The organism is Eilatimonas milleporae, assembly GCF_003688555.1.
Classification (GTDB): domain Bacteria; phylum Pseudomonadota; class Alphaproteobacteria; order Sphingomonadales; family Kordiimonadaceae; genus Eilatimonas; species Eilatimonas milleporae.
Window position 1 is genome coordinate 653080 of record NZ_REFR01000009.1, and the last position, 20727, is coordinate 673806.

General features: G+C 65.9%; 16 protein-coding genes. 12 read left to right on the plus strand and 4 right to left on the minus strand.

The window, feature by feature from the left end; translation table 11 throughout:
• Positions 1-2: 2 nt before the first annotated feature.
• On the plus strand, positions 3-1886 hold the full coding sequence (locus BXY39_RS03685; protein WP_121937455.1) for a response regulator: 1884 nt from the start codon (positions 3-5) through the stop codon (positions 1884-1886).
• 163 nt (positions 1887-2049) lie between these two features.
• On the opposite strand, the gene BXY39_RS03690 is transcribed toward BXY39_RS03685, so the two are convergent.
• Genes BXY39_RS03690 through BXY39_RS03705 form a run of 4 tightly spaced genes read right to left on the minus strand, consistent with a single transcriptional unit; the run spans position 2050 to position 8190 of the window.
• Positions 2050-4146, minus strand: a complete 2097-nt coding sequence (locus BXY39_RS03690; protein ID WP_121937456.1) for a hypothetical protein — start codon at positions 4144-4146, stop codon at positions 2050-2052.
• A complete protein-coding gene (locus BXY39_RS03695; RefSeq protein WP_170163597.1) occupies positions 4143-5558 on the minus strand; it encodes an exosortase-associated EpsI family protein in 1416 nt (471 codons plus the stop codon). The genes BXY39_RS03690 and BXY39_RS03695 overlap by 4 nt, the downstream gene beginning before the upstream one ends.
• Positions 5555-6418, minus strand: a complete 864-nt coding sequence (locus tag BXY39_RS03700; RefSeq protein ID WP_170163598.1) for a DUF4114 domain-containing protein — start codon at positions 6416-6418, stop codon at positions 5555-5557. Before BXY39_RS03700 ends, BXY39_RS03695 begins: the two co-directional genes overlap by 4 nt.
• 2 nt (positions 6419-6420) lie before the next feature.
• Positions 6421-8190, minus strand: a complete 1770-nt coding sequence (locus tag BXY39_RS03705; RefSeq protein ID WP_121937459.1) for a sugar transferase — start codon at positions 8188-8190, stop codon at positions 6421-6423.
• A 277-nt stretch (positions 8191-8467) separates the two neighbouring features.
• Here BXY39_RS03705 and BXY39_RS03710 point away from each other — a divergent pair, with 277 nt between their 5' ends.
• From BXY39_RS03710 to BXY39_RS03760, 11 genes are all read left to right on the plus strand, one after another.
• Entirely contained in the window at positions 8468-9742 is a 1275-nt protein-coding gene (locus BXY39_RS03710; RefSeq protein ID WP_170163599.1) for a polysaccharide pyruvyl transferase family protein, read from the plus strand.
• Positions 9735-11000 (plus strand): oligosaccharide flippase family protein, encoded by a 1266-nt coding sequence (locus BXY39_RS03715; RefSeq protein WP_121937461.1) that lies wholly within the window; start codon positions 9735-9737, stop codon positions 10998-11000. The genes BXY39_RS03710 and BXY39_RS03715 overlap by 8 nt, the downstream gene beginning before the upstream one ends.
• Positions 10997-12286, plus strand: a complete 1290-nt coding sequence (locus tag BXY39_RS03720) for a Coenzyme F420 hydrogenase/dehydrogenase, beta subunit C-terminal domain (RefSeq protein WP_121937462.1) — start codon at positions 10997-10999, stop codon at positions 12284-12286. Before BXY39_RS03715 ends, BXY39_RS03720 begins: the two co-directional genes overlap by 4 nt.
• Positions 12283-13680 carry an O-antigen ligase family protein gene (locus BXY39_RS03725; protein WP_121937463.1) on the plus strand — a complete coding sequence of 466 codons (1398 nt, stop codon included), beginning with the start codon at positions 12283-12285 and terminating at the stop codon, positions 13678-13680. Before BXY39_RS03720 ends, BXY39_RS03725 begins: the two co-directional genes overlap by 4 nt.
• 20 nt (positions 13681-13700) lie before the next feature.
• Positions 13701-14735 (plus strand): glycosyltransferase family 2 protein, encoded by a 1035-nt coding sequence (locus tag BXY39_RS03730; protein ID WP_211332068.1) that lies wholly within the window; start codon positions 13701-13703, stop codon positions 14733-14735.
• On the plus strand, positions 14732-16090 hold the full coding sequence (locus BXY39_RS03735) for a glycosyltransferase family 4 protein (RefSeq protein WP_170163600.1): 1359 nt from the start codon (positions 14732-14734) through the stop codon (positions 16088-16090). Before BXY39_RS03730 ends, BXY39_RS03735 begins: the two co-directional genes overlap by 4 nt.
• Positions 16012-16476, plus strand: coding sequence for a glycosyltransferase family protein (locus BXY39_RS03740; RefSeq protein WP_121937465.1), 465 nt, complete (start codon positions 16012-16014; stop codon positions 16474-16476). Before BXY39_RS03735 ends, BXY39_RS03740 begins: the two co-directional genes overlap by 79 nt.
• Positions 16477-16728: 252 nt before the next feature.
• Complete coding sequence (locus BXY39_RS03745) at positions 16729-17298, plus strand: glycosyltransferase (protein WP_121937466.1); 570 nt, start codon at positions 16729-16731, stop codon at positions 17296-17298.
• Positions 17291-18154: a glycosyltransferase gene (locus BXY39_RS03750; RefSeq protein WP_121937467.1), complete on the plus strand. Its 864-nt coding sequence runs from the start codon at positions 17291-17293 to the stop codon at positions 18152-18154. The genes BXY39_RS03745 and BXY39_RS03750 overlap by 8 nt, the downstream gene beginning before the upstream one ends.
• A 31-nt stretch (positions 18155-18185) precedes the next feature.
• Entirely contained in the window at positions 18186-20267 is a 2082-nt protein-coding gene (locus BXY39_RS03755; RefSeq protein ID WP_121937468.1) for a GumC family protein, read from the plus strand.
• Complete coding sequence (locus tag BXY39_RS03760; protein WP_121937469.1) at positions 20251-20727, plus strand: hypothetical protein; 477 nt, start codon at positions 20251-20253, stop codon at positions 20725-20727. Before BXY39_RS03755 ends, BXY39_RS03760 begins: the two co-directional genes overlap by 17 nt.

The window sequence follows — 20727 nt, forward strand, 5'->3', positions numbered from 1 at the left end:
GCATGATGGACAATAACGGCGACACACATGACCGGCAAAGCGCCGACCTGAATGCCGAACTGGCCGCCCTGCGGCGCAAACTGGACCGCGCCGAAACCGCGACACGCGCCGCCGAAAGCCTGCTGGAAGAAAAAAGCAGCGCCCTCTATCAGGCCAACCGCGAACTGCACCAGAACAAGGAACGTCTGGAACGGCTGGTGTTCGAGCGCACCGCCGCCCTCAATGACAAGATCATGGAACTGGAAAGCCTGCGCGACCGCCTCCGGCACGACCGCGACAGCGCCCTGGCCGAAAGCGCCAACAAATCCATGATGTTCGCAAAACTCAGCCACGAAATCCGTACGCCCCTGAACGGTGTCATCGGCACCCTGAACATGCTGGCGGACTCCGAACTCGGCACGACGCAGGAGCAGATTCTCGGCACCGCCCTGAAAAGCTGCGATCTGCTGCGCTATGTCCTGAACGACGCCATCGATCTGGCCAAGCTGGAACAGGGGCTCGTCCCTCTGGAAACCGCGCCCTTCGATCTTTATGCCATGGCGGACGAAATCGCCGACTTCTGGCGGGCGTCCGGCCTGGGGTCCGGGCAGTCCCTCACCGTCCGCACGGACCCGGCCATCGGGCATCTGGTGGTGGGCGACGCCGGACGCCTCCGGCAAATCCTCAACAATCTGGTCTCGAACGCCGTCAAATATGGCGGCGACGGCGGAATCGAACTGGCAAGCCGTGTGATCCGGCAGGATGACGCCGCCATAACGCTCGCCCTGTCCGTCACCGACCACGGCGAAACCATCCCCCCGGGCGAGCGGGAAGAATTGTTTCAGGCCTACCGGCGCGGCACGGTCAAGGGCGATCAGGGGGTCGGCTCCGGCGCCGGTCTCGGCCTTGCCATCTGCCGCGAACTGTCCGACCTCATGCAGGCCCGCATCGGCTGCGCCCCGGCAAATGGCGGCGGCAACCGCTTTACCCTGGAAATCACCCTCGACAAGGGCGATGCCCGCAGGCCGGTCGCGCCCCCGGCCGCCACGGACCGCCCCAAAGGCGGCACCCTGAAACGCCCGGGCACCGGCAAACGCCCGCGCATTCTGGTTGTCGAGGATGTGGCGACCAATCAGCTTGTGATGGAACATTATCTGCGCAAGCTCGGCTGCCGCGTCGATCTCGCCGCCAACGGCCTCGAAGGGGTCGAAGCGGTCCAGGACAGATCCTATGACGTCATCATGATGGATATCGCCATGCCCATCATGGACGGCCTTCAGGCAACAAAGGTGATCAAATCCCTCGGCGGCGAAAAAAGCGCCATTCCCATCATCGGCGTTTCCGCCCATGTCAGTCAGGAAGACCAGCAGCGCATGCACGATGCCGGCATGGTGGACTGCCTGCCCAAACCGATCGACCGCCAGCGGCTGGAACACATCCTCGCCGCCATCATCGAAGCCGGCAACAGCGGGCAGGATCGGTCAGGTGCAGCGGCACCCGAACAGGACCCCGACCAGAACATTGGCCAGAACATTGGCCAGAACATTGGCCAGAACATCGACCAGAACACCAGCCAGACACCCTCCGCACATGACGAACAGACAGCCCACACCCCCTCTCCCGGCCTCATGAAAAGCGGGATCTCTCTGGATGACGACAGCGCCATCGCCGACCTTTTGGCGGCGCATTTCAAGGCGGACATGGCCGCCGCCATGGCACAGGCCCGCGCCGCCCTCGAACAGCGGGACGCGTCCGAACTTTTGTCAGGCCTGCATAAGCTGAAAGGTCTGACCGGCAGCTTCGATCACCCGGCCTATCCGGATGTGGCCGGCCTGCACGATCTGGTCAAGGAACAGGGCCTCGACGTGCCCGATGCCGACATCGCCGGCCTGCTCGACAGATTGTAATCAGCCGGAACCGGCGCATCCACCAGCCTGTTCTCGCCAGAACAATTTGCAGCACCAATTTGGTGCTGCAAATTGGTGCTGCAAATTGCGCAATCGGACATGCCCCTGCTGATTGACTGGTCAGTCAGCGGGGGTCTCCATAGGGCCGATTCCGCACCACCCGTCATGCCGCCGGGGTCTCGGTCTCCTCCAGCGCGGCTTCGATATCCCTCAGCGTACTCTGATATTCGCTCTGCCCCGGCATCAGGGTAACCGCCTGGGCGGCCATACCGGCGGCCCTGGACAGGTCCCCGCCCCGGCGCAGCAGCAGATAGGCCAGATTGTTCAGGGCGATATGGTCGCGCGGCTCTATCTGCAACAGCGCCTCGTAAACGGCCTCGGACAGGTCATCATCCTGCCTGTCCCCGGCATACCCCGCCAGGAGGGCCAGGCGCTCGCGGACCAGGCGTTTCCGAACCGGCATCGTGGCGTCCGCCCCCGTTTCCTGCCTGCCGCGCACCGACATTTCCAGCCAGGTCAGGCCGGACCACCAGGTGACAAGAGCGTGCGGCGCGATGTCCGGATTTTTTTCATACAGGCCAAGCGCCAGGCGCAAAACCGCGACGGTGCTGTCGGGCGCGGCACGCACCGCCTCGGACAACTGATTGTACAGGGCGGTATGATCGCCGAAATAGGCGAACCCCGTCGCCGCCAGCAGATAGGGATAGGGCTCCGCAGGACCGGCCCGCAGCACCGGGCGCAGCAACGACAGCGCCCCGGCGGCGTCCTCATCCGTCATATCGCGCAGCATCATCGTCCGCGCCGTGGTGATCCGCCACAGGGTCGCCTCATCGGGGCTGACATCGCGCAGCAGGTCGACCTGCTCGGCCGTCGGCATCATGCCGGCATCCAGTCCGGCCCGCCACAGGGTCAGATCGCCAGGGTCCTGGCGCAGCAGGTCGCGGATGCACGCGGCGCGATCATCGCCGCTGCAATCGATTGCAGCCGGCGTTCCGGGCCGCAGGGTATCGACGGCCTTTCCCATGCCGAACAGGCCCGCCCGGCGCAGATAGCCCCGCGCCAGTGCCGCCTCCCCGATTGCGCTCAAAAGGGTCGCCCGCAATTGCAGGACCACGCCGCTCTGATCCGCCAGACTGCCCATGGCGCCGATAGCGTCCAGCGTCACGGCCGGACTGAAAGGCTCAGTCCCCAGACTGTCCAGCACCGCCTGCCAGCGCCCGGCCGCATACAGGCCGTGCCGGCGTTCATAGTCGGCCGCGTCAAAGCCCGTGTCACAGGCCCGCGCCGTCACACGCCGCGCCAGACAGGCGATCAGGTGCACCTCCGCCGGCATGGTGCCCAGATGCGCCCGCTCCAAAAAACCGTCCGCCAACGCATCATAGGCACCGGTCTGCCAGTAAAACCGCGCCAGACGTGTCAACAGGGGCCCGCTCAGTGCACGCGACGGCTGATCGAGCAACGCGGCGGCCAGCCGGTCCCGGCCCATCGCCGTCAGCAGCGATGCCGCCGCCGACAGATCATCCAGCGACAATGCCAGGGCGATACGCGCGGTATATCCCGGCGGCACTTCGCCCGCGCGGTCACCGCTTAAAATGCCAACCAGCGGGCCGTAGTCGCCGCGTGCCGGCGGCAACAGACCGGCCACATGGTCAAAGACGGCGCCCCCGTTCGAGACGATCTGCCGCACCAGTGCCCACTGAAAATCGCTGGCCCCGCCCTCCTGCAACAGGCCAAGGGCGTGCGCCACGCCGTCCGCGTCCCCCAGCGCGGTGGAGGCGCCAAGGGCGATCAGGCCCGCCCTTGTCCTGATATCATCAGTTTTGGCGATATCACCGGATGCCTGGACACCGCGATGGGGTCTGGCCGCTTTCAGGGCGGCACTGCGCGCTTCCCGCCAGGACCCGCGCGCGGCAAAGGCCGTTGCCATGTCCAAAGACCGGTCCGCATCCTCCTGAAGGCTCAGCCCGATCTTCGACAGGGACAACCCCTGGGCCAAATGCGCATTCTCCGGCAGGGGCACATGCACCCGCGCCCGCGCCAGCAGCGACAGGGCATCCGGATCACTGCGGCCGCGGCACCGGTTGCTGGAAAAATACAGCGTGATTTCGCTGATCGCCGCACTGTAAAAGCCGTCGCCGGACAGGGCCTCCGCCCGCGCCAGCCAGCCCTGGCACCGCTCTTTCATGAGGGCGCCGTATCCGGCATATCCGCCGGCCAACAGTGCCGCGCACGCGCCCAAAACAGCCAGTTTAATCTTCATGACGCCTCTCCCCATATCGCGTCGACCGCACGGATGAAGGTGAAGGCGGTTTCCCGCCGCACCGCTTCTGGCACGCTCAGCCGCTCGACAATCTGCAATCTGAATTTTCCGCCCCGGTACGCCGCCGGCAGGGCGGCATCGTCCAGGATGAATTCCGTCACCGCCTGCGCGCGGGCATGATCTCTCACCGTCAGGGTGCGCATCCACATACCCGGCGCGATCCGGCTGGCGGGCGGTCCGTCCACACGCCAGCCAAGGGCGCGGTAACATTTGTAACTGTCATGCTGGTCCGCCTGTGCGGCATCCCGGTGATAGATGGCCGTCACCAGAACGTCGCGGTCGTCCGCCAGGCCCGAATACAGGCGCCGCACCGCATAATCGGCGGCCAGGATACGGCGCTCGTCGTCCGGCATCGCCATGGCATGGCCGGTCCAGCCCGCCACATAGGCCGGCATGGCCAGCCCCGTGGTCGGCATGTCGGCGCCGGGTGCGGGGCGCATATGGGACTGCAACCCGGCACTCGTCGAGACAGCCGCCAGCATCAGCGCCGCCGGCACCGCCTGACGCGGGCGGATCGTCAGCCCTTCGGCCAGGCCCGGCGCCAGCAACAGGATCGGTGCGACCCAGACCAGCGGCATGATCGCCCAGCCCAGAAAATCGTGAAACGCCAGCACCACATCGTCCGGCGCGTTGAAATTGAGAACCAGCAGCACGCCCAACCGCAGCAGGTTGACGCAAAAGGCAAAGGGCAGCGCCATGGCGACAATCGCCGCCCGCTGGCCGGCGGGTCCCGGCCGAACCGTCGCCGCCACGGTAAATCCCAGCAGCGCCGGCCAGATCAGCATGGCCCCGCTGCACGCGCTGTTGATCGTCACCGCCACCGGCCCCGAGACCACCTGCGCGCCAAGCCGGTAAATGGGTAGGCCCATGGCCTGCGCCAGACCGGTGAACAGACCGGCCTCCGCCTCCGCCAGCCAGGGACCGAGGGCGGCCTCCATATGGCTGGGCAGGGGGATGGTCAGTCCAAGGCAGATCAGAACGCCGGCAGCACTTTGACCCGAAAGCCGGCAGAAACGCACCAGAAACAGCGTCAGCAGACACACCCCGGCAAAGGCACCGGCCTTGTCATGGCCCAGGCCGATCCCGGCGGCACCGGATGCAACGGCCAGCAGGACCAATGCCTGATATAAACGGCCCCGCTGCCGCTTCTCCGTGGCGGCACCGGCAGTCCCCGCCCCCGGTTGAAACGCAATCAAAAGCGCACTGACAAAGGCCAGGGCATTCACCGCCCAGCGGTCGGTCGTCAGACCGGCGGCCATCAGCGGTGCCAGCAGGCCGGCCCCCGCCAACAGGCCGACGCCCGCCAGCAATCCGGTCAAACGCCCCGTATCTGTCAGCGCGCGCGTCATCATGCCGGCATTTCTGTGGAAAAGCCGCTGTCGCGGCGGCGCCGCCGGCGGGCGACCCATCCGACCAGGAACAGGGGTGCGATCAGGGCCGCGACCGGTCCGGGCAGGGGCACGGCGTTGGAAATCATCTGCTGGGCGTTGGCGACACCGATATCAAGCGCGACGACGATATCGTTATAATCCTCGTCCCCGCCGCCGAACAGGTCCTCGGCCCCCACCACGAGATACGGGCTGTTCGGCGTCGCCAACACGACGAAATGCTCGATCCCGTCCGGGTTCAGCGACATGTCGGTATAATAGGTGGTGGTCCCTCCGGACGCGCCGTTGGCGATCAGGAACAGGTTCATCTGGGTCTGGCCGTCATAGGTGCCCAGTTCGACAAAGTCACCCTCCGCCACCGGCGCACGGGAAGACCGGTAGCTGTTCTGATCCGGATTATAATAGTAAGAGGACGTACTGGCGTCCGGAAAGATGGTCTGTGCATCCCCGGTCAACCCGTTGCTGCTGTCGCCGGTGTAAACTCCGAACGTATTCCTGTAGCCGGCCCCCTCGCCGATGAAATACATCCGCACATCCGACGCCGTCGCCAGATACAGATCGTTCGGGTTCAGCGCAATGGATGACAGGTTTTCAATCGGCTGACTTTCCGTCAGCGTCGTGTTGACCGTGGCCCGAAGGTCCGGCAGGGCGTTGTTGTAGAAATCCGCCGCCTGTTCATCCGACCCGGCAAGCTGCACGTCGCCGATGGGCTCCAGACCGAAGGGCCGGGCATAGGACTGGACGGGGGACACGGTGCCGGCGGATACCGCCGGCGCCAGGGCCGCCATCAGCAAGGCGGAAGACAGGCATGTTAAACGTTTCACCATTAATCTCCTTTCAGGAATTTGACTTGAACAAAGGGCTGCAATGCACCGCCGGCCAGTTGCAGCGTCGGTGTCACCGCGCTGACAACCTGGTTCCAGCTCTCGACCCAGTTGTCGGGCACATAGACGATGTCATCGGGCATCAGGGCCAGGTCGGGAACCTTGCCTTTCAGAATATCCTTGGCGTTGATCAGGATAAGCTGGCCTTCCAGGGCCGAATGGGTGCGGATCACGCGCACCTGCGACAACAGGGCCTTGGATTTGATCGGGCCGCCCACCTGGGTCAGCGCCTTCATCAGCGTCATCGGGTCATTGCCGAACGGCACCGCCCCGGCCCGCAGAACGGCCCCAAGCACATAGGCTTTCTTGTCCGTCTTGCTGGGCACATACAGCGTGTCGCCGGGCCGCAAAAAGATGTTGTGCTCGGCCTGGCCGCCGACCAGCAGCGCCTGCATGTCGACGGCGGCGATCCTGCCGTCCCGCCACAGCCGCGCCCCGCGCAGATGCGCCAGCTCGGACAGGCCGCGCCCCATGCTCATCGCCTGCAACAGATTGGTCGGACCGTCCAGATAGACGACGCCGGGATTGTTGAACTGCCCCAGCAGATACACCGGCCGGCTGCGATAGGCGGAAATCTGCACCACCACCCACGGGTCGCGGAATTGTGCGGAAAAGCCGTCCTTCAGGCGGGCCTGAATCTCGGTGACGGTGGCGCCGGCCACATCCACATGTTCCAGATACGGCACCTGAATGCGCCCGCTGCCGTCCACCGCCACATCCAGACTGTCCAGTCCCGGCTCGCCGAAAATATTGATCTGCAACCGGTCGCCGCTGCCGACCCGGTAATTCGGGTCTTCCGCCTCGGTTTCCTCGGCCGGCACGGAAACGGGCTGGATTTCGATCGGCGCCGGATCGCTACGGTCGCCGTAGGCCCGGATGTCCTTTTCATAAACGGTGTCCGCGCGTTTGAAGGGGCGCGTCGACATATGCTCGCTGCACGCGCCAAGCGGCAGAAACAACAGCAGCAGGGGGGCATAGCGCGCGCGCAGCGGTATCTTGCGGGCGATTTTCCGCAGGATGAACCCCACGGTCAGGGCAATGATGACCATGTCGTAGATTGCGGACCGGCGGTAGATATAATCCAGCTCGGCCTCGAAACGGCGGCTCCAGTCGTCGACCACATGATCGGCGTCCTCATTGTCGAAAATACAGACCTGCGCCAGGCTGGTCAGGCCCGGCCGCACCTGCAAGCGGCGGGCAAATCCGGGGATATCGCGCTCCAGCTCTTCCTGCAGGGTCGGCGCGATGGGGCGCGGCCCCACAAGGGCCATCTCCCCGCGCGCCACATTGATCAATTGCGGCAGTTCGTCCAGCTTCAGGTCGCGCAGGATGCGGCCGATGGGCGTGATCATGGGGTCCGCCCGGTCGACCTGACGCGCCCGCGCCGGATCGCAGTCCGCGCCAACGCACATGGAGCGGATCTTGAACGCGGTAAACGGCCGCCCGTTCAGGCCCGGCCGCCTCTGCCTGTATATAAACGGTCCTTTGGAAGTCAGCTTCACCGCCAGAAACAGAAAAACCAACAGTGGAGACAGCAGCACCAGCGCGCCGCAGGCAAGGATGCGCTGACACAGCGGCCAAAGACCGTGCGCCCGGTGCATGGTCTGCGCCGGCCTGTCCCAGTCATAACGTTCAATGCGGGGATGCCCTCCATGAAAGGGGGCGGTGGATTTGCCGCGGTCCGGCTGGGCCATGAATGTCTGACTTGCCATGTCGTGCCTCTTTAATAATCACGGGCGGTATCGCCGGCCTGACAGTGGCAATCGACATGCCAAATGGGCTGATTTTCTAAATCATTGATTTATTAGATTTTTTTAGGACACAGCGGGATCGGTGCCGTTTTGCGGATTGCGAATGTCGTCGTGTTTTCGCAAGGCTGCAATTTGCACATTGCGAAGCATGGCTCACCGCAGCAAAAGCAAAATTCATATATTTCAATGGGTTATGTCAAAACCCCGCCATGGCACGGCTGTTGCGACATCGGCTGGCATGAAACAGCCATACACATCCCTGATCATTGCCGGCGCGGCACCCGATACCGGCAACCACGGCGTCACCGCCCTCAGCCAGTCCGCCGTGATCGGACTGCAACAGCGTGGCGTCAGTCAGTTCACCATTCTGGACCATGGCCGGGGCCTGCGCCCCGGCGCCCCCGACGGCTGGCAGATGAAGGCGGCCATCGCACGGCTGGCCCTGAAAGGCGGGCGCCGTATCTATACCGCCGATAATATGCGCAACGCCCGGCTGCGTCAGATGTTCAGGCTCAGCGCGCCGATCCTGAACACGCTGGCGGGCGCCGACGCGATGCTCGATGTCAGCGGCGGCGACAGCTTCACGGACCTGTATGGCCCCCGCCGTTTCGAACAGATCATCCTGCCCAAAATGATGGCCCTGGACAGCGGCACGCCGCTGATCCTGATGCCGCAGACCTACGGCCCTTTCCACCACGCCAAAACCAGGGCCCTGGCACAGCGCATCATCCGCCGCGCCACCATGGCCTATGCCCGCGACATCAACAGTTTCGAGCGTCTGAAAACCCTGCTCGGCGCCGACTTCGACCCGGCGAAACACCGCCTCGGCGTCGACCTCGCCTTCGGTCTGCCCTCGGCCAAACCGGCACGCACCATTGAACCCGGCACCGTCGGCATCAATGTCAGCGGCCTGTTGTGGAACGACCCCGACGGGGCAGCGCAACGGTTCGGCCTGACTGCGGATTACCGCGCCGTCCTCATCGCCCTCAGCCGGCATGTGCTGGCGGCGGGCCATCCTCTTCTGCTGGTCCCTCACGTCACGCCGGAAAATGGCGGCGAAAGCGACCTGGTCGCATGCCGCGCGCTGAAAGCGGTTCTGCGGGATATCCTGTCCGGCCGGCACGATAACGCCGTCACGGTCTGCGAAGACGCCCGCGACCCCATCAGCCTGAAAGGCGTGATCGCCGAGACTTGCTGGTTCACCGGCGCCCGCATGCACGCAACCATCGCCGCCCTGTCATCGGCGACGCCGGTCGCCAACATGGCTTACAGCGGCAAGGCACGCGGCGTCTTCGACTGTTACGGCGCGGCGGATCAGGTGTTCGACATGAGAAACCTGTCCACCGGCCACATGACGGAAGCCCTGATCGACGCTTTCGAAGATCGGGACGCCCAGCGCACCGTGCTGGAAACCTGGCGCCCCTTCGCCGAACGCCGCTGGACCGTCCAGATGGACACCATTGCCGAGGCCGCGCGCCCCGACACCCATATCGGGGAGACAGCCGATGCGTGACCGGCGCTGGAAAGAACGGATCGGCTTCATCTTGTCAAACCAGATCCTGGTTGAAGGTTGCGTCTTTGTCCGCAACATCATCATCGCCAGACTGCTCGGCGCGGAAACCCTCGGCGAATTCATTTTCCTGGTCCTGAGCATCCGTTTGTTCGCCATGTCCACGGACCTGGCGGTGGAACGCTATATCCTCCAGGTCGACAAGGGCGATACCGCCTCCGCGCTGGCCGGCGCGCATTTCCTGAACAGCACCCGCAACAGCCTTCTCGCCCTGATGCTGCTGCTGTTCGGGGTGTTCAACATCCAGGGCATCAGCTTCACCTGCTATGCCCTGCTGGCCGCCGGCGCCTTCCTGCGCGGGCTGACGCACCAGGGCTACAGGTTGAAACAGCGCCATTTCAATTTCCGCCCGGCCCTGTATGTCGAAGGCTTCACCACCGCCGCCGGTACGCTGGCGATCTATATCGCCGCGTCCAGCGCCCCGTATCTGGAAGCCATCTGCGCGGTCATGCTGGCACAGGCCGCCCTGCACACCCTGCTGTCCCATACATGCGCGGGCGAACCCTACAGCACCAACGCAACCCTGCCCCGGCTGAAGGATATGGTGTTGTTCGGCTGGCCCCTGATGCTGACCGGCATCTCCATGTTCTGGAGCATGCAGGGTGAACGGCTGATCCTGTCCGCCAGCCTGCCGGCGGCCGAATTCGCCCATTTCTCCATGCTGTTCCAGCTCGCCCTCGTTCCGGTTCTGGTTCTGGGCCGCATCGCCCTGACGGCTGGACTGCCGGCGCTGGCCGCCGTCAGGCAGGCGCCCCTGCACTTCCGCCACCGCGTCGCCCGGATACAGGCCTATATCTATATTCTGGCGGCCACCTTCGCCGCCCTGTTCGGGCTTGGGGCCAATCCGGCGCTGGTGTTCCTGTTCGGCCCCGGCTTCCGCGCCGATATCACGCTGATTTTCCTGGTGGCGCTCACACAGGCGCTGCGCCTGTGCCGCACCCCGCAATCCATCGCCGCGCAGGCGCTGGGTCAGACGGATATCCCGTTCAAGGCCAATCTGGTGCGCGTCGTCGCCGTCTTCGTCGCCGTCGTCAGCTGGCTGGCGGACGGGTCCCTCGTCACCCTGCTGTCCATCGCCTGTGCCGGCGAAGTCTGCGCCTGGATCGCGCAAAGCGCCCTGTTTTCCATGCGCAACCGTGCTTACACGGCGCCGTCCGCCCCTGTGGCACACAGCGCCCCAACCCGGGAGGCCGTTCAATGATCCGCCAGCCGTCATCCCTGCAATCCGTTGTTGAAAATCGCCTGTGCACCGGCTGCGGCGCCTGCGCCGCCATGGCACCGGACATGATCCGCATGCGCGAAACCGACGACGAAAACCGGCGTCCCCACATGATCCGCCCCCTGCCCCGCGCCGTGGAAAAAGGCATACTGGCCGCCTGCCCCGGCAGTGGATCAACCTGTGGCGGGGCCGATAACAGCAGACCCGGCAGCACAGCGCCGGCCAGCCGGCTGGAAGCCGCCTGGGGTCAGGTTCTCGAAGTGTGGGAAGGCCACGCCGCCGATGCCGATATCCGCTTCCGGGGATCGAGCGGCGGCGCCACCACCGCGCTGGCCCTGTTCGCCATGGAACGGCTGGGCTTCCACGGCACCCTGCATGTCAAGGCACGCAGGGACGCCCCCACCCTGAACGAAGCCGCCATCAGCACCGACCGCGCCATGCTGATGGAAGGGACCGGATCGCGCTACGCTCCGGCCAGCGTCTGCGACAAACTGCCTGCGGTCACGGACGCGCCCGCCCCTTGTGTCGTCGTCGGCAAGCCCTGCGATATCGCCGGCACGCGCAGGCTGGCCCGCCTCGATAAAGCCCTGAACACCCGCGTCGGCCTGACGATATCCATTTTCTGCGCCGGCACCCCCAGCCACCGGGGCACACGCAAGCTGTTGAAAAAACTCTCTCCGTGGCGCCCCGGCGTTCTGGAACGCCTGCAATATCGCGGCAATGGCTGGCCCGGCGACATGCGGGCCACATGGCGCCTCAATGACGGCACCGTCAGCGAGCAGGCCACCAGCTATGCCGACGGCTGGAACACCATCCTGCAAAAAACCCGTCAGTGGCGCTGCCACGTCTGCGAGGACCACACCGGCGAACAGGCGGATATTTCCATCGGCGATCCGTGGCAGAACGCACCGACGGACGGCGACCACGGGTCGTCCCTGATCGTCGCCCGGACCGAACGCGGCCGCCGCATCCTGCACGCCGCCCGCATGGCCGGTTATCTGGTCATGGAAAAACGCGACCCCGATGTCCTGTTTGCCGCCCAGCCCAATCTTTTCGCCACCAAGGGCGCGGTCTGGGGCCGCAGCCTGGCCCTGCGTCTCAGCGGTCTGGCCGCACCCGCCATGACACGGGCGGGCCTGCACTGCTGGCTGGCCCTGCCGCTGAAAACCAAGCTGACCTCCATCGTCGGCACCTTCAAACGCATCTGGATGAAACGCCTGTATCGCCGCAAGACCCTCGCCTGGCTGGGCGGGAGCCGCCAATCATGACCACGCCCCGGCAGCAACCGGCGCGGCATACGGGCGCGCGCAGGCTGGCCCAAGGGGTCGGCAAGGCACTGCCGCCCATGCCGGTGACGCTGCTGCTGCTGTCCTTCACCCTGCCGGCCGAGGCCTCCATTTCCCTCGGCTCGCTCAGGCTGTCGGCCTACCGGATCATCCTGATCGTCCTGCTGTTTCCGGCGCTCGGCCGGCTGATGCAGAACCGCCGCGTACCCCCCGCCGCCCCGGACATGCTGATCTGCCTGCACGGCCTGTGGGCGGCGATGGCGCTGATCGTCACCATGGGCCTGGGCGAGGGGATCGAGACCGCCGGCATCTATTTCATCGAAACCTTCGGCGGCTACCTGGTCGCCCGCGCCTATATCACCACGCCGGACCGCTTCGCCGCGGTCGTCCGGCTGATCTTCACCGTCACCGCCGTCCTGCTGGTGTTCGCGGTCATGGAATCCCTGTCCGGCGTGCATATCCTGCGCGAACCGTTCAAGGCGGTTTTCGGCGGGCCGGGGCCGCACAAGATCGAACCCCGCCTCGGCCTGACGCGCGCCTTCACCTCGTTCGAACACCCGATCCTGTTCGGCGTTTTCGCCGCCAGCGCCTTCTCCAGCACCTATTATGTGCTGTGCGGCGGCCTGCTGAACGGCAAAACCGTCAAAAAGGTCATGGTCGTCGTCGGCGCCACCTTTTTCTCCCTGTCCAGCGGACCGTTCGTCGCCCTCGCCTTTCAGATGGGCCTCGTCGGCTGGGACCGCATCACCCGGGGCGTCGCCAACCGCTGGACCATCCTGTTGTCCATGTTCGCGGGCGCCTGGATGGTGCTGACCCTGCTGTCCAACCGCTCGCCGGTTCTGGTCTTCATCTCCTACATGACCTTCAGCGCCGCCAGCGCCTACAACCGCGTCCACATCTGGACATACGGTTCGGCCGAAGTGGCCCGCCATCCCCTGTTCGGCATCGGCCTCAATGACTGGATCCGCGCCCCCTGGATGAGCTCCAGCATGGACAATTACTGGCTCATCACCACCATGCGTTACGGCATTCCCGCCTTCGTCTTTCTGGTGCTGACCGTGGTGCTGATCGCCCGCGCGCAAGGCCGTGCGCGCCGCCGCGACCCCTTCGTGAAAAACTGCGCCAAGGCCTGGCTCGTCACCTTCATGGGCTTCGCGCTCGCCGGTCTGACCGTGCATTTCTGGAACGCGCTGATGGTCCAGTTCTTTTTCCTCATCGGCTGCGGCATGGCCCTGACAAAAGTCCCCGCCACCGCCCGGCCCGGCCAGCGCGGTATCGCACCGAACACCGTCAATGGCGCCCGCGTGCCGATCTCCGCCAACCCCATCCCGCCCGGCATCCGCCCGCAACCGAAAGGACAGCCGTCATGGGCCTGAGGACAGACATGAGAACAGACATGAAAATAGTCACGAGAACGGACACGGAAACCGTCATGAACACAGACACCTCGACAGGCGCGGACCCAGGCACGGACCCAGGCACAAATCCCGTCCTCAGCATCGTCATCGTCAACTGGAACACGGAACGCCTGCTGCGCGACTGCCTGGCCTCCGTCCATGCCAATCCGCCCGCCATGCCGTTCGAGATCATCGTCGTCGACAATGCCTCCGGCGACGGCAGCCGGGCCATGGTGCGGCGGGACTTCCCACAGGTCCGTCTCATCGCCTGCCGCGAAAATCTCGGCTTTGCCGCCGCCAACAATATCGGCTTCGGCGCCGCCGCCGGCCGGTATATCCTGCTGTTGAACTCCGACACGCTGATCCACGGCGACGTCCTGGCGGCCTCGGTCCGCTATCTGGACCGTCACGACGGTGTCGGCGCCATGGGCTGCCGGGTGCTGAACGCGGACGGCACCCTTCAGCACAGCACCAGCCAGTTTCCCGGCTTTTTGAACCTGCTGCTCCAGACCCTGGGGCTGGACCGCGTATCCGGCAGCGCCTTTCTGCAACGCTACCGGATGAAACACTGGCAGCGCGACACCGCGCAGGCTGTCGATACGGTCTCGGGCTGCTATATGCTGGTGCGCCGCGCCTGCATGGCCCAGGTCGGCCTGCTGGACGAACGCTTTTTCTTCTTCGGCGAGGAAACCGACTGGTGCCGCCGCATGGCCGAGGCCGGCTGGGCCGTCCACTTCGCCCCCGTCGGCACCATCACCCATTTCGGCGGCGGCAGCTCCGGCACCCTCAACCACCGCCGCGACCTGATGCTGACCCAGGCCACCGTGCGCCTGCATCTGAAGCATTCCGGCCTCGCGGCGGCGCTGGCGGTTTTCCTGCTGCTGTTCGTCTTCAACGGCAGCCGCATCTTTTTCTGGGCCCTGCGCGGCCTGGCGACGGGCCAGCGCCCGGCCCTGCGGCGCGCCCGCTTTTTCCTCGACATCACCAGCCGTTTCCTGTCCGCATGGCCCCGCCGCCAGGGGAGGATGATATGACCGCCCGGCCACGGGTTCTGGCGGTCGCGCCCTATTGCGACGGCACCGATGTGGGCGAGGCCTGGTGCGCCTATATGTGGGTGCGGGAATTGTCAGCGCATGCCGACATCACCCTGATCACACAGGCCCGGCCCGGCCGCACGCCCCTGAGCGACCAGTTGGCCGGCGTGCGCGTCATCGCCCGTCCCGAGCCCGGCTGGGCCCTGCGGATGGAACGCCTGAACGCCATGGCGAAACTGTCCTATCCCGGCTTTTACCGCTGGGCGAAACGTCAGGCCAGGGACCTGCTGCGCAGCGGGCCGGGCTTCGATATCGGCCACCAGTTTTCCCCGATCGCCCTGCGCTTCCCCTCGCCGCTGGCCGGGCTGGGCCTGCCCTATGTTCTCGGACCGCTCGGCGGCAGCCTGTCGACCCCCGCCGCGTTCCGGGGCGAATGCGAAAGCGCCGCCTGGTACACCCGCCTGCGCGGTCTCGACACCTGGCGGCTGAAATGGGACCCGGTGCTGAAAGCCAGCTACCGGGGGGCCGCCGCGGTTCTCGGCGTCGCCCCCTATGTGCGCGACCTGATCGGCGGGGACAGCCTCACCCGCTTCACGGTGATGAGCGAACTGGGCGTCACGCAATTACAACCGGCCCGCCGGGACGGCAAACCCGCCGGCCAGGGCCTGCGGCTGCTGCATGTGGGCCGGGGGGTGCGCACCAAGGGCCTGCGCGACTGCGTGCGCGCCCTGGCACGCCTGCGCGACATACCGGGCCTGCATCTGGACGTCGCCGGCAAGGGCGAGGAAATGCCCATCTGTCAGGCTTTGGCGCGGGCGCTGAACGTGGATCACATGATCACCTTCCACGGCCAGATCAGCCGCGCCGACGTCAACCGGCTGTACAGGCAGGCCGACATCTTCTGCTTCCCCAGCTTCCGCGAGCCCAGCGGCAGCGTGATTTTCGAGGCCCTCGGCTTCGGTCTGCCCGTCATCGCGGCCGACCGGGGCGGTCCCGGCCACGTCATCGACGACAGCTGCGGCGTGAAAATTCCGGTGACGGACCCCGACACCTATGCCGCCGACATCGCCGCCGCCGTGCGGACGCTGGCCGGTGACGCGGGCCGGCGCCGCCGCATGGCCGACGGCGCCATCCGCAAAATGGCCGCCGTCGGCCTGTGGCCGGCGAAAATCGCCGCCCTTCTCGACCTCTACAGCGACATTGCAGCCCAAAACCCCGAAAGGGACACGACACACAAAGGGGACATGGGTCCCAAAGGAAAGGAGACACACACATCATGGCCGCACACACCAGAAACACCAAAATCCTTGCCGTCGCATCCGGTGGTGGACACTGGATCCAGCTTCTGCGCCTGAGACCCGCTTTCGCCGGATGCCGCGTCACCTACGCCACCGTCAATCCGGGCTCGCGGGCGGATGTGCCCGGCTGCGCCTTTCACACCGTGCCGGACGGCAACCGCGACACCAAGGCCGCCCTGATCTTCATGGCGCTGCGCATCCTCATCCTGGTGCTGCTGGTCCGGCCCCATGTGGTCGTCTCCACCGGCGCCGCGCCCGGCTATTTCGCCTGCCGCTTCGCCAAGCTGGTCGGCGCCAAAAGCCTGTTCATCGACAGCGTCGCCAACGCCGAGGACATGTCCCTGTCGGCGAAACTGGCCACCTCCCACGCCAGCCGCGTCTATTCCCAGTGGCCGCGCGTGGCCGACAAATTCGGCGTCGAATGCCACGGCAGCGTGCTGTAAGCCCGCCCCTCAAGACCAACCCCTAAGCCGGCGGAAGAACCGGCTCCAAGGCCGGCTCCGGGACAGACACGGGAGCCGGCCAAATACCGGCCCCAGAACCGGCGCAAGAACCGGCGCAAGAACCGGCCCCAGAACCGGCCCCAGAACCGGACTGAAAACCGGCTGACCCAACGGCCGAAAAACCGGCCAAAATACTGGCATACCCATTGCTCCTTTCAGGGTGAACCGCATCACTCTGGAAGGAGTTTTCTTATGATCTTCGCCACCGTCGGCACCCAGCTTCCCTTCGACAGGCTGATACAGGCGCTTGATAAATGGTCTTTGAATCAAGGCGTTAAGGGCAATTTCTGCCAGATCGGCCCGGCCGGAACGGCGCCATTGCATATGGCACACACCCCGACGCTGACGCCTGTGCAGTTTGCAAAACGCATCGCGGAATGCAAAGCCATCGTTTCGCATGCCGGGATGGGCACCATCCTCACCGCCCTTCAGGCCGGCAAGCCCATCATCATCCTGCCGCGCCTGGCGCGCTACGGCGAACACCGCAACGATCATCAGCTCGCCACCGCCGCCAATCTGCAAGGCCGCGCCGGCATTCATGTCGCCGGGGACGAGGACACCCTCGCCGCCATGCTGGACGACATCGGCGCCCTCACCGCCGGCGGGTCCCTGTCCGACGCGGCCGAGCCCCGCCTGATCGACGCCATCCGCGATTTCATCGCCCAACCCGCCATCGCCCAACCCAGCATCGTCCAGCCCACCATCGCCCAACCCGGCCCGACCCAAAACCGGATCACCAAAAGGGAGACGCCGAATGTCTGACCACAGCCCCCGCGCCGTCTGCACCGTGATCGTCCCGGCCTTTAACGAAAGCGCCGTCATCGCCGACACCCTGACCGCCCTGACGGCGGACGCCCGCCCCGGCGAATTCGACGTCATCGTCGCCTGCAACGGCTGCACCGACGACACCGCCGCCCGTGCCGCCGCCGCCGCCCCGGACGCCCGCATCCTCGACATCGCCGCCGCCTCCAAGACCACGGCGCTGAATGCGGCCATCGCCGCCGCCCGCCGCCATCCCCTGGTGTTTCTGGATGCCGACATCCGCACCAGCGCCGGCGCGGTGCGCGGCCTTGTCCACGCGCTGATCTGGTCGGGCCGGGCGCTCGCCTGCGGCAACGCCCGCTTCGACACCGCCCGCAGCAGCTGGGCCGTGCGCGCCTTTTACCGCGCCTGGATGCAGAACCCCTATTTCGACGACCGGAAAATGGGCGGCTTCTTCGCCCTCAGCCGCGCCGGGGCCGAGCGTATCGCCCCGCTGCCCGCCACCACCAATGACGACGAATATATCCGCCGCCGCCTTTCCGGCGAGACCATCGTCGCGGACGAGGCCCCGTACCGCATCGCCGCGCCGCGCACGCTCGCCAACCTGATCCGCGTGCGCAGCCGCGTCTATCGCGGCAACCGCGACCTGGAACGCGGCGGCGGCGACACCGCCTTCGGCGCCAAACGCCGCCACGGCAACAGCCGCCGCTTCGCCGCGCGCCTCCTGGCCCGGCCCGGTCTGTGGCCGGGCGCGGCGATCTTCGCCCTGACGGCGGTGGCGGCTCATCTGCGCAATCTGACGGCTCGCGGCACCCCTGTCTGGGACCGCGATCACAGCAACCGCCAGAACGCATGATTGAGACCCCGGCCATCACAGGATTTCAGGCATGACCACCGGACACCATACCGATCAGACACCCCCGCAGGACGGCATAGGCCATCCCGGCATGTGGCAGGTCCGCGACTTCGTCGAGGAGGCCGAGACCGAGGGTGCGCCCGTCAATCCGGTCAAAATGGTCCTGCGGGTTTTCCGGGGCCTGTGGCTCATCACCATCGCGCTGGGCGCGGTCGCCGGCTGCCTCCTGGCCGTCGCCGCCTTCAACGCCGTCAAACCCAAATTCGAAAGCCAGGGCCTCGTCCGCGTCGTCGCCAAGGAACCCAAAATTCTCTACGCCGACAATGACGACAGCCGCCTGCGCCTCTATGACGCCTTCGTCTCGGCCGAGGCCACCTATATCCAGAGCCGCCCGGTGCTCGAACGCGGCTTCGACTATCTGGTCGACGACATGGAACAGCAGACCGGCAGCCGCCCCGACCTGTCCTTCAAGGATTACGCGCAAAGCCTGGCGGTCAAGAAACAGAAAGGGCTGATCGCCATCACCGCCGCCAGCACCGATCCGGCCATGGCCCAGCGCGCCGTCAACGCCCTGTTGAAAAGCTATACCGACCTGCACACCCAGCAGTCCGGCACCCGCCAGACCATGCGCGCCCGCGAACTGGAGGTCCGCGTCCAGGAACTGTCGGCCAAGCTTTTCGCCCTGAATGAGGAACTGCTTCAGGTCGGCGAGGAATACGACGCCACCTCCCTGTCGAAGGCCCACCTGACCAAGGTCACCCAGCTTGAGGAACTGGACCTGCGCATCGCCGAACTGACCAACAGCCTGATGGAGATGGAAGCCTCGAACGGCGCCCTCGACGCCGACACCGGCGACATGGAAATCAAGCGCGCCACCCTGCTCGACCGCGCCATGGCCGACATGGTGTTCGAACGGGCCAAGCGCGCCGCCGAACTGGAAAAGCTGCTGCTGCGCTATCAGCCCGGCCATGACAAGGTGGCGACGCTCGCCGCCTCCCTTCAGGTGATCGACGATGCCATTGAAAGCCGCCGCCGTCTCATCGCCACCCTCGGCAAGACCGGCGCCATCACCGGCACCGACGGCGCCGCCAAATCCCAGTCCATGGCTGAGCTGGAGGCCCTGAAGCGCAAGCTGTCCACCCGCCGCCGCGACCTGTCGGGGGACGCCCGCGACCTCAACAGCAAGCTGATCCAGCTCAAGCGGATCAATGAGGAAAAGTCCCAGGTCTCGGGCATGCTGGCGGAAACCCGCCGCATCCTCGACCAGGTGCGTCTGGAAAGCCGCAACAGCCTGCCCGGCACCATCGAAATCCTCTCGCGCGGCAGCCTGCCCGACCGCCCGGCCAGCGACAAGCGGATGCAGTTCGCCCTGCTCGGCCTGATGGCGGGCGGCGGACTGGTCGTGGCGGCGGTGTTCCTGTGGCGCCAGGTGACCGGCCGCATCCGCTTCAGCGATGATATCGAGGGCCTGTTGCCGCCGCGCACGCACACTTTCGTCCTGCCCCGGCAGGCCGGCGACGACGACTTCGCCCGCTATCTCGGCGACCTGCAGCTCAGCGATCACTGGCGCGGGCACGGGCCCACCGTCATCAGCTTCGTGCGCTTCAGCGACGACTGTGCCCTGCCGCTCCTGCCCGTGGCCGAACTGGCCGCCCGTCAGGGCCTGAAAACCCTCGTCGTCTGCGGCGCCGAAGACGGCGCCGGCAGCGCCCCCGGCTTTATCGAGAGCATTCGCGGCGACGCCACCGTCGCCCCGATGCGGGCCGGCGGCGTCGACTATATGCCCTTCGGCACCGCCGGCACCGGTGCCGGCTACACGGTCGACACCGCGCGCCGCTGGCTCGACGCATGGGGTCCGCGCTACGATCTGGTGCTGATCTATGCCGGCATGGCCGAACGCCACATCTCGGCCCGCATCCTGACGAAACTGTCCCATCTCACCGTGACCGCCGTGACGCCGGGCGACGAGACCCGCGCCGTCCAGCGCACGATATCCCAGGCCCTGGCCGTCGCGCCGCTGTTCGTCGGCGCGGTCAAGGGCGATCCCGGCCTGCGTCAGGCCGATCCCGCCACCCACCCGCAAGAAGGAGACATCCATGACCAAGCCGCGTAAACTGCTCATCCTCGATGACGACCATCATTATTCCGGCATGCTGGCCCTGAAACTGCGCCACCATTTCCCGGAACTGCGCGTCAGCTCCAGCAATCACAGCCGCATCCGGCCGGGCTATGACATCTATGTCCTCGACAATGATTTCAGCGGCGACAAGATCGGCGCCAGACTGGCCGAAGAAGCCCGCGCCACCGCCCCCGACAGCCTTGTCGTCGTCCTGTCCGGCACGCTGGAATTCGGCCTCTTGAAACGGCTGGTCAACTGCCATGCCGCCGGCGTCTTCGACAAAAGCGATCCGTCCGAAATCGGCCGCATGAAAAGCCTGATCGAGGGCTTTCTGGTGGCCGGTCCCGCCCCGGCCTCGGAAAAACCCGCCGCCTCCATCGGCGCGACGGTCTCCGGCATCGCCGGCCTGATCTCCGAATGGAACAAACGCCTGGCGTTTGAGAAAGGACGCTAA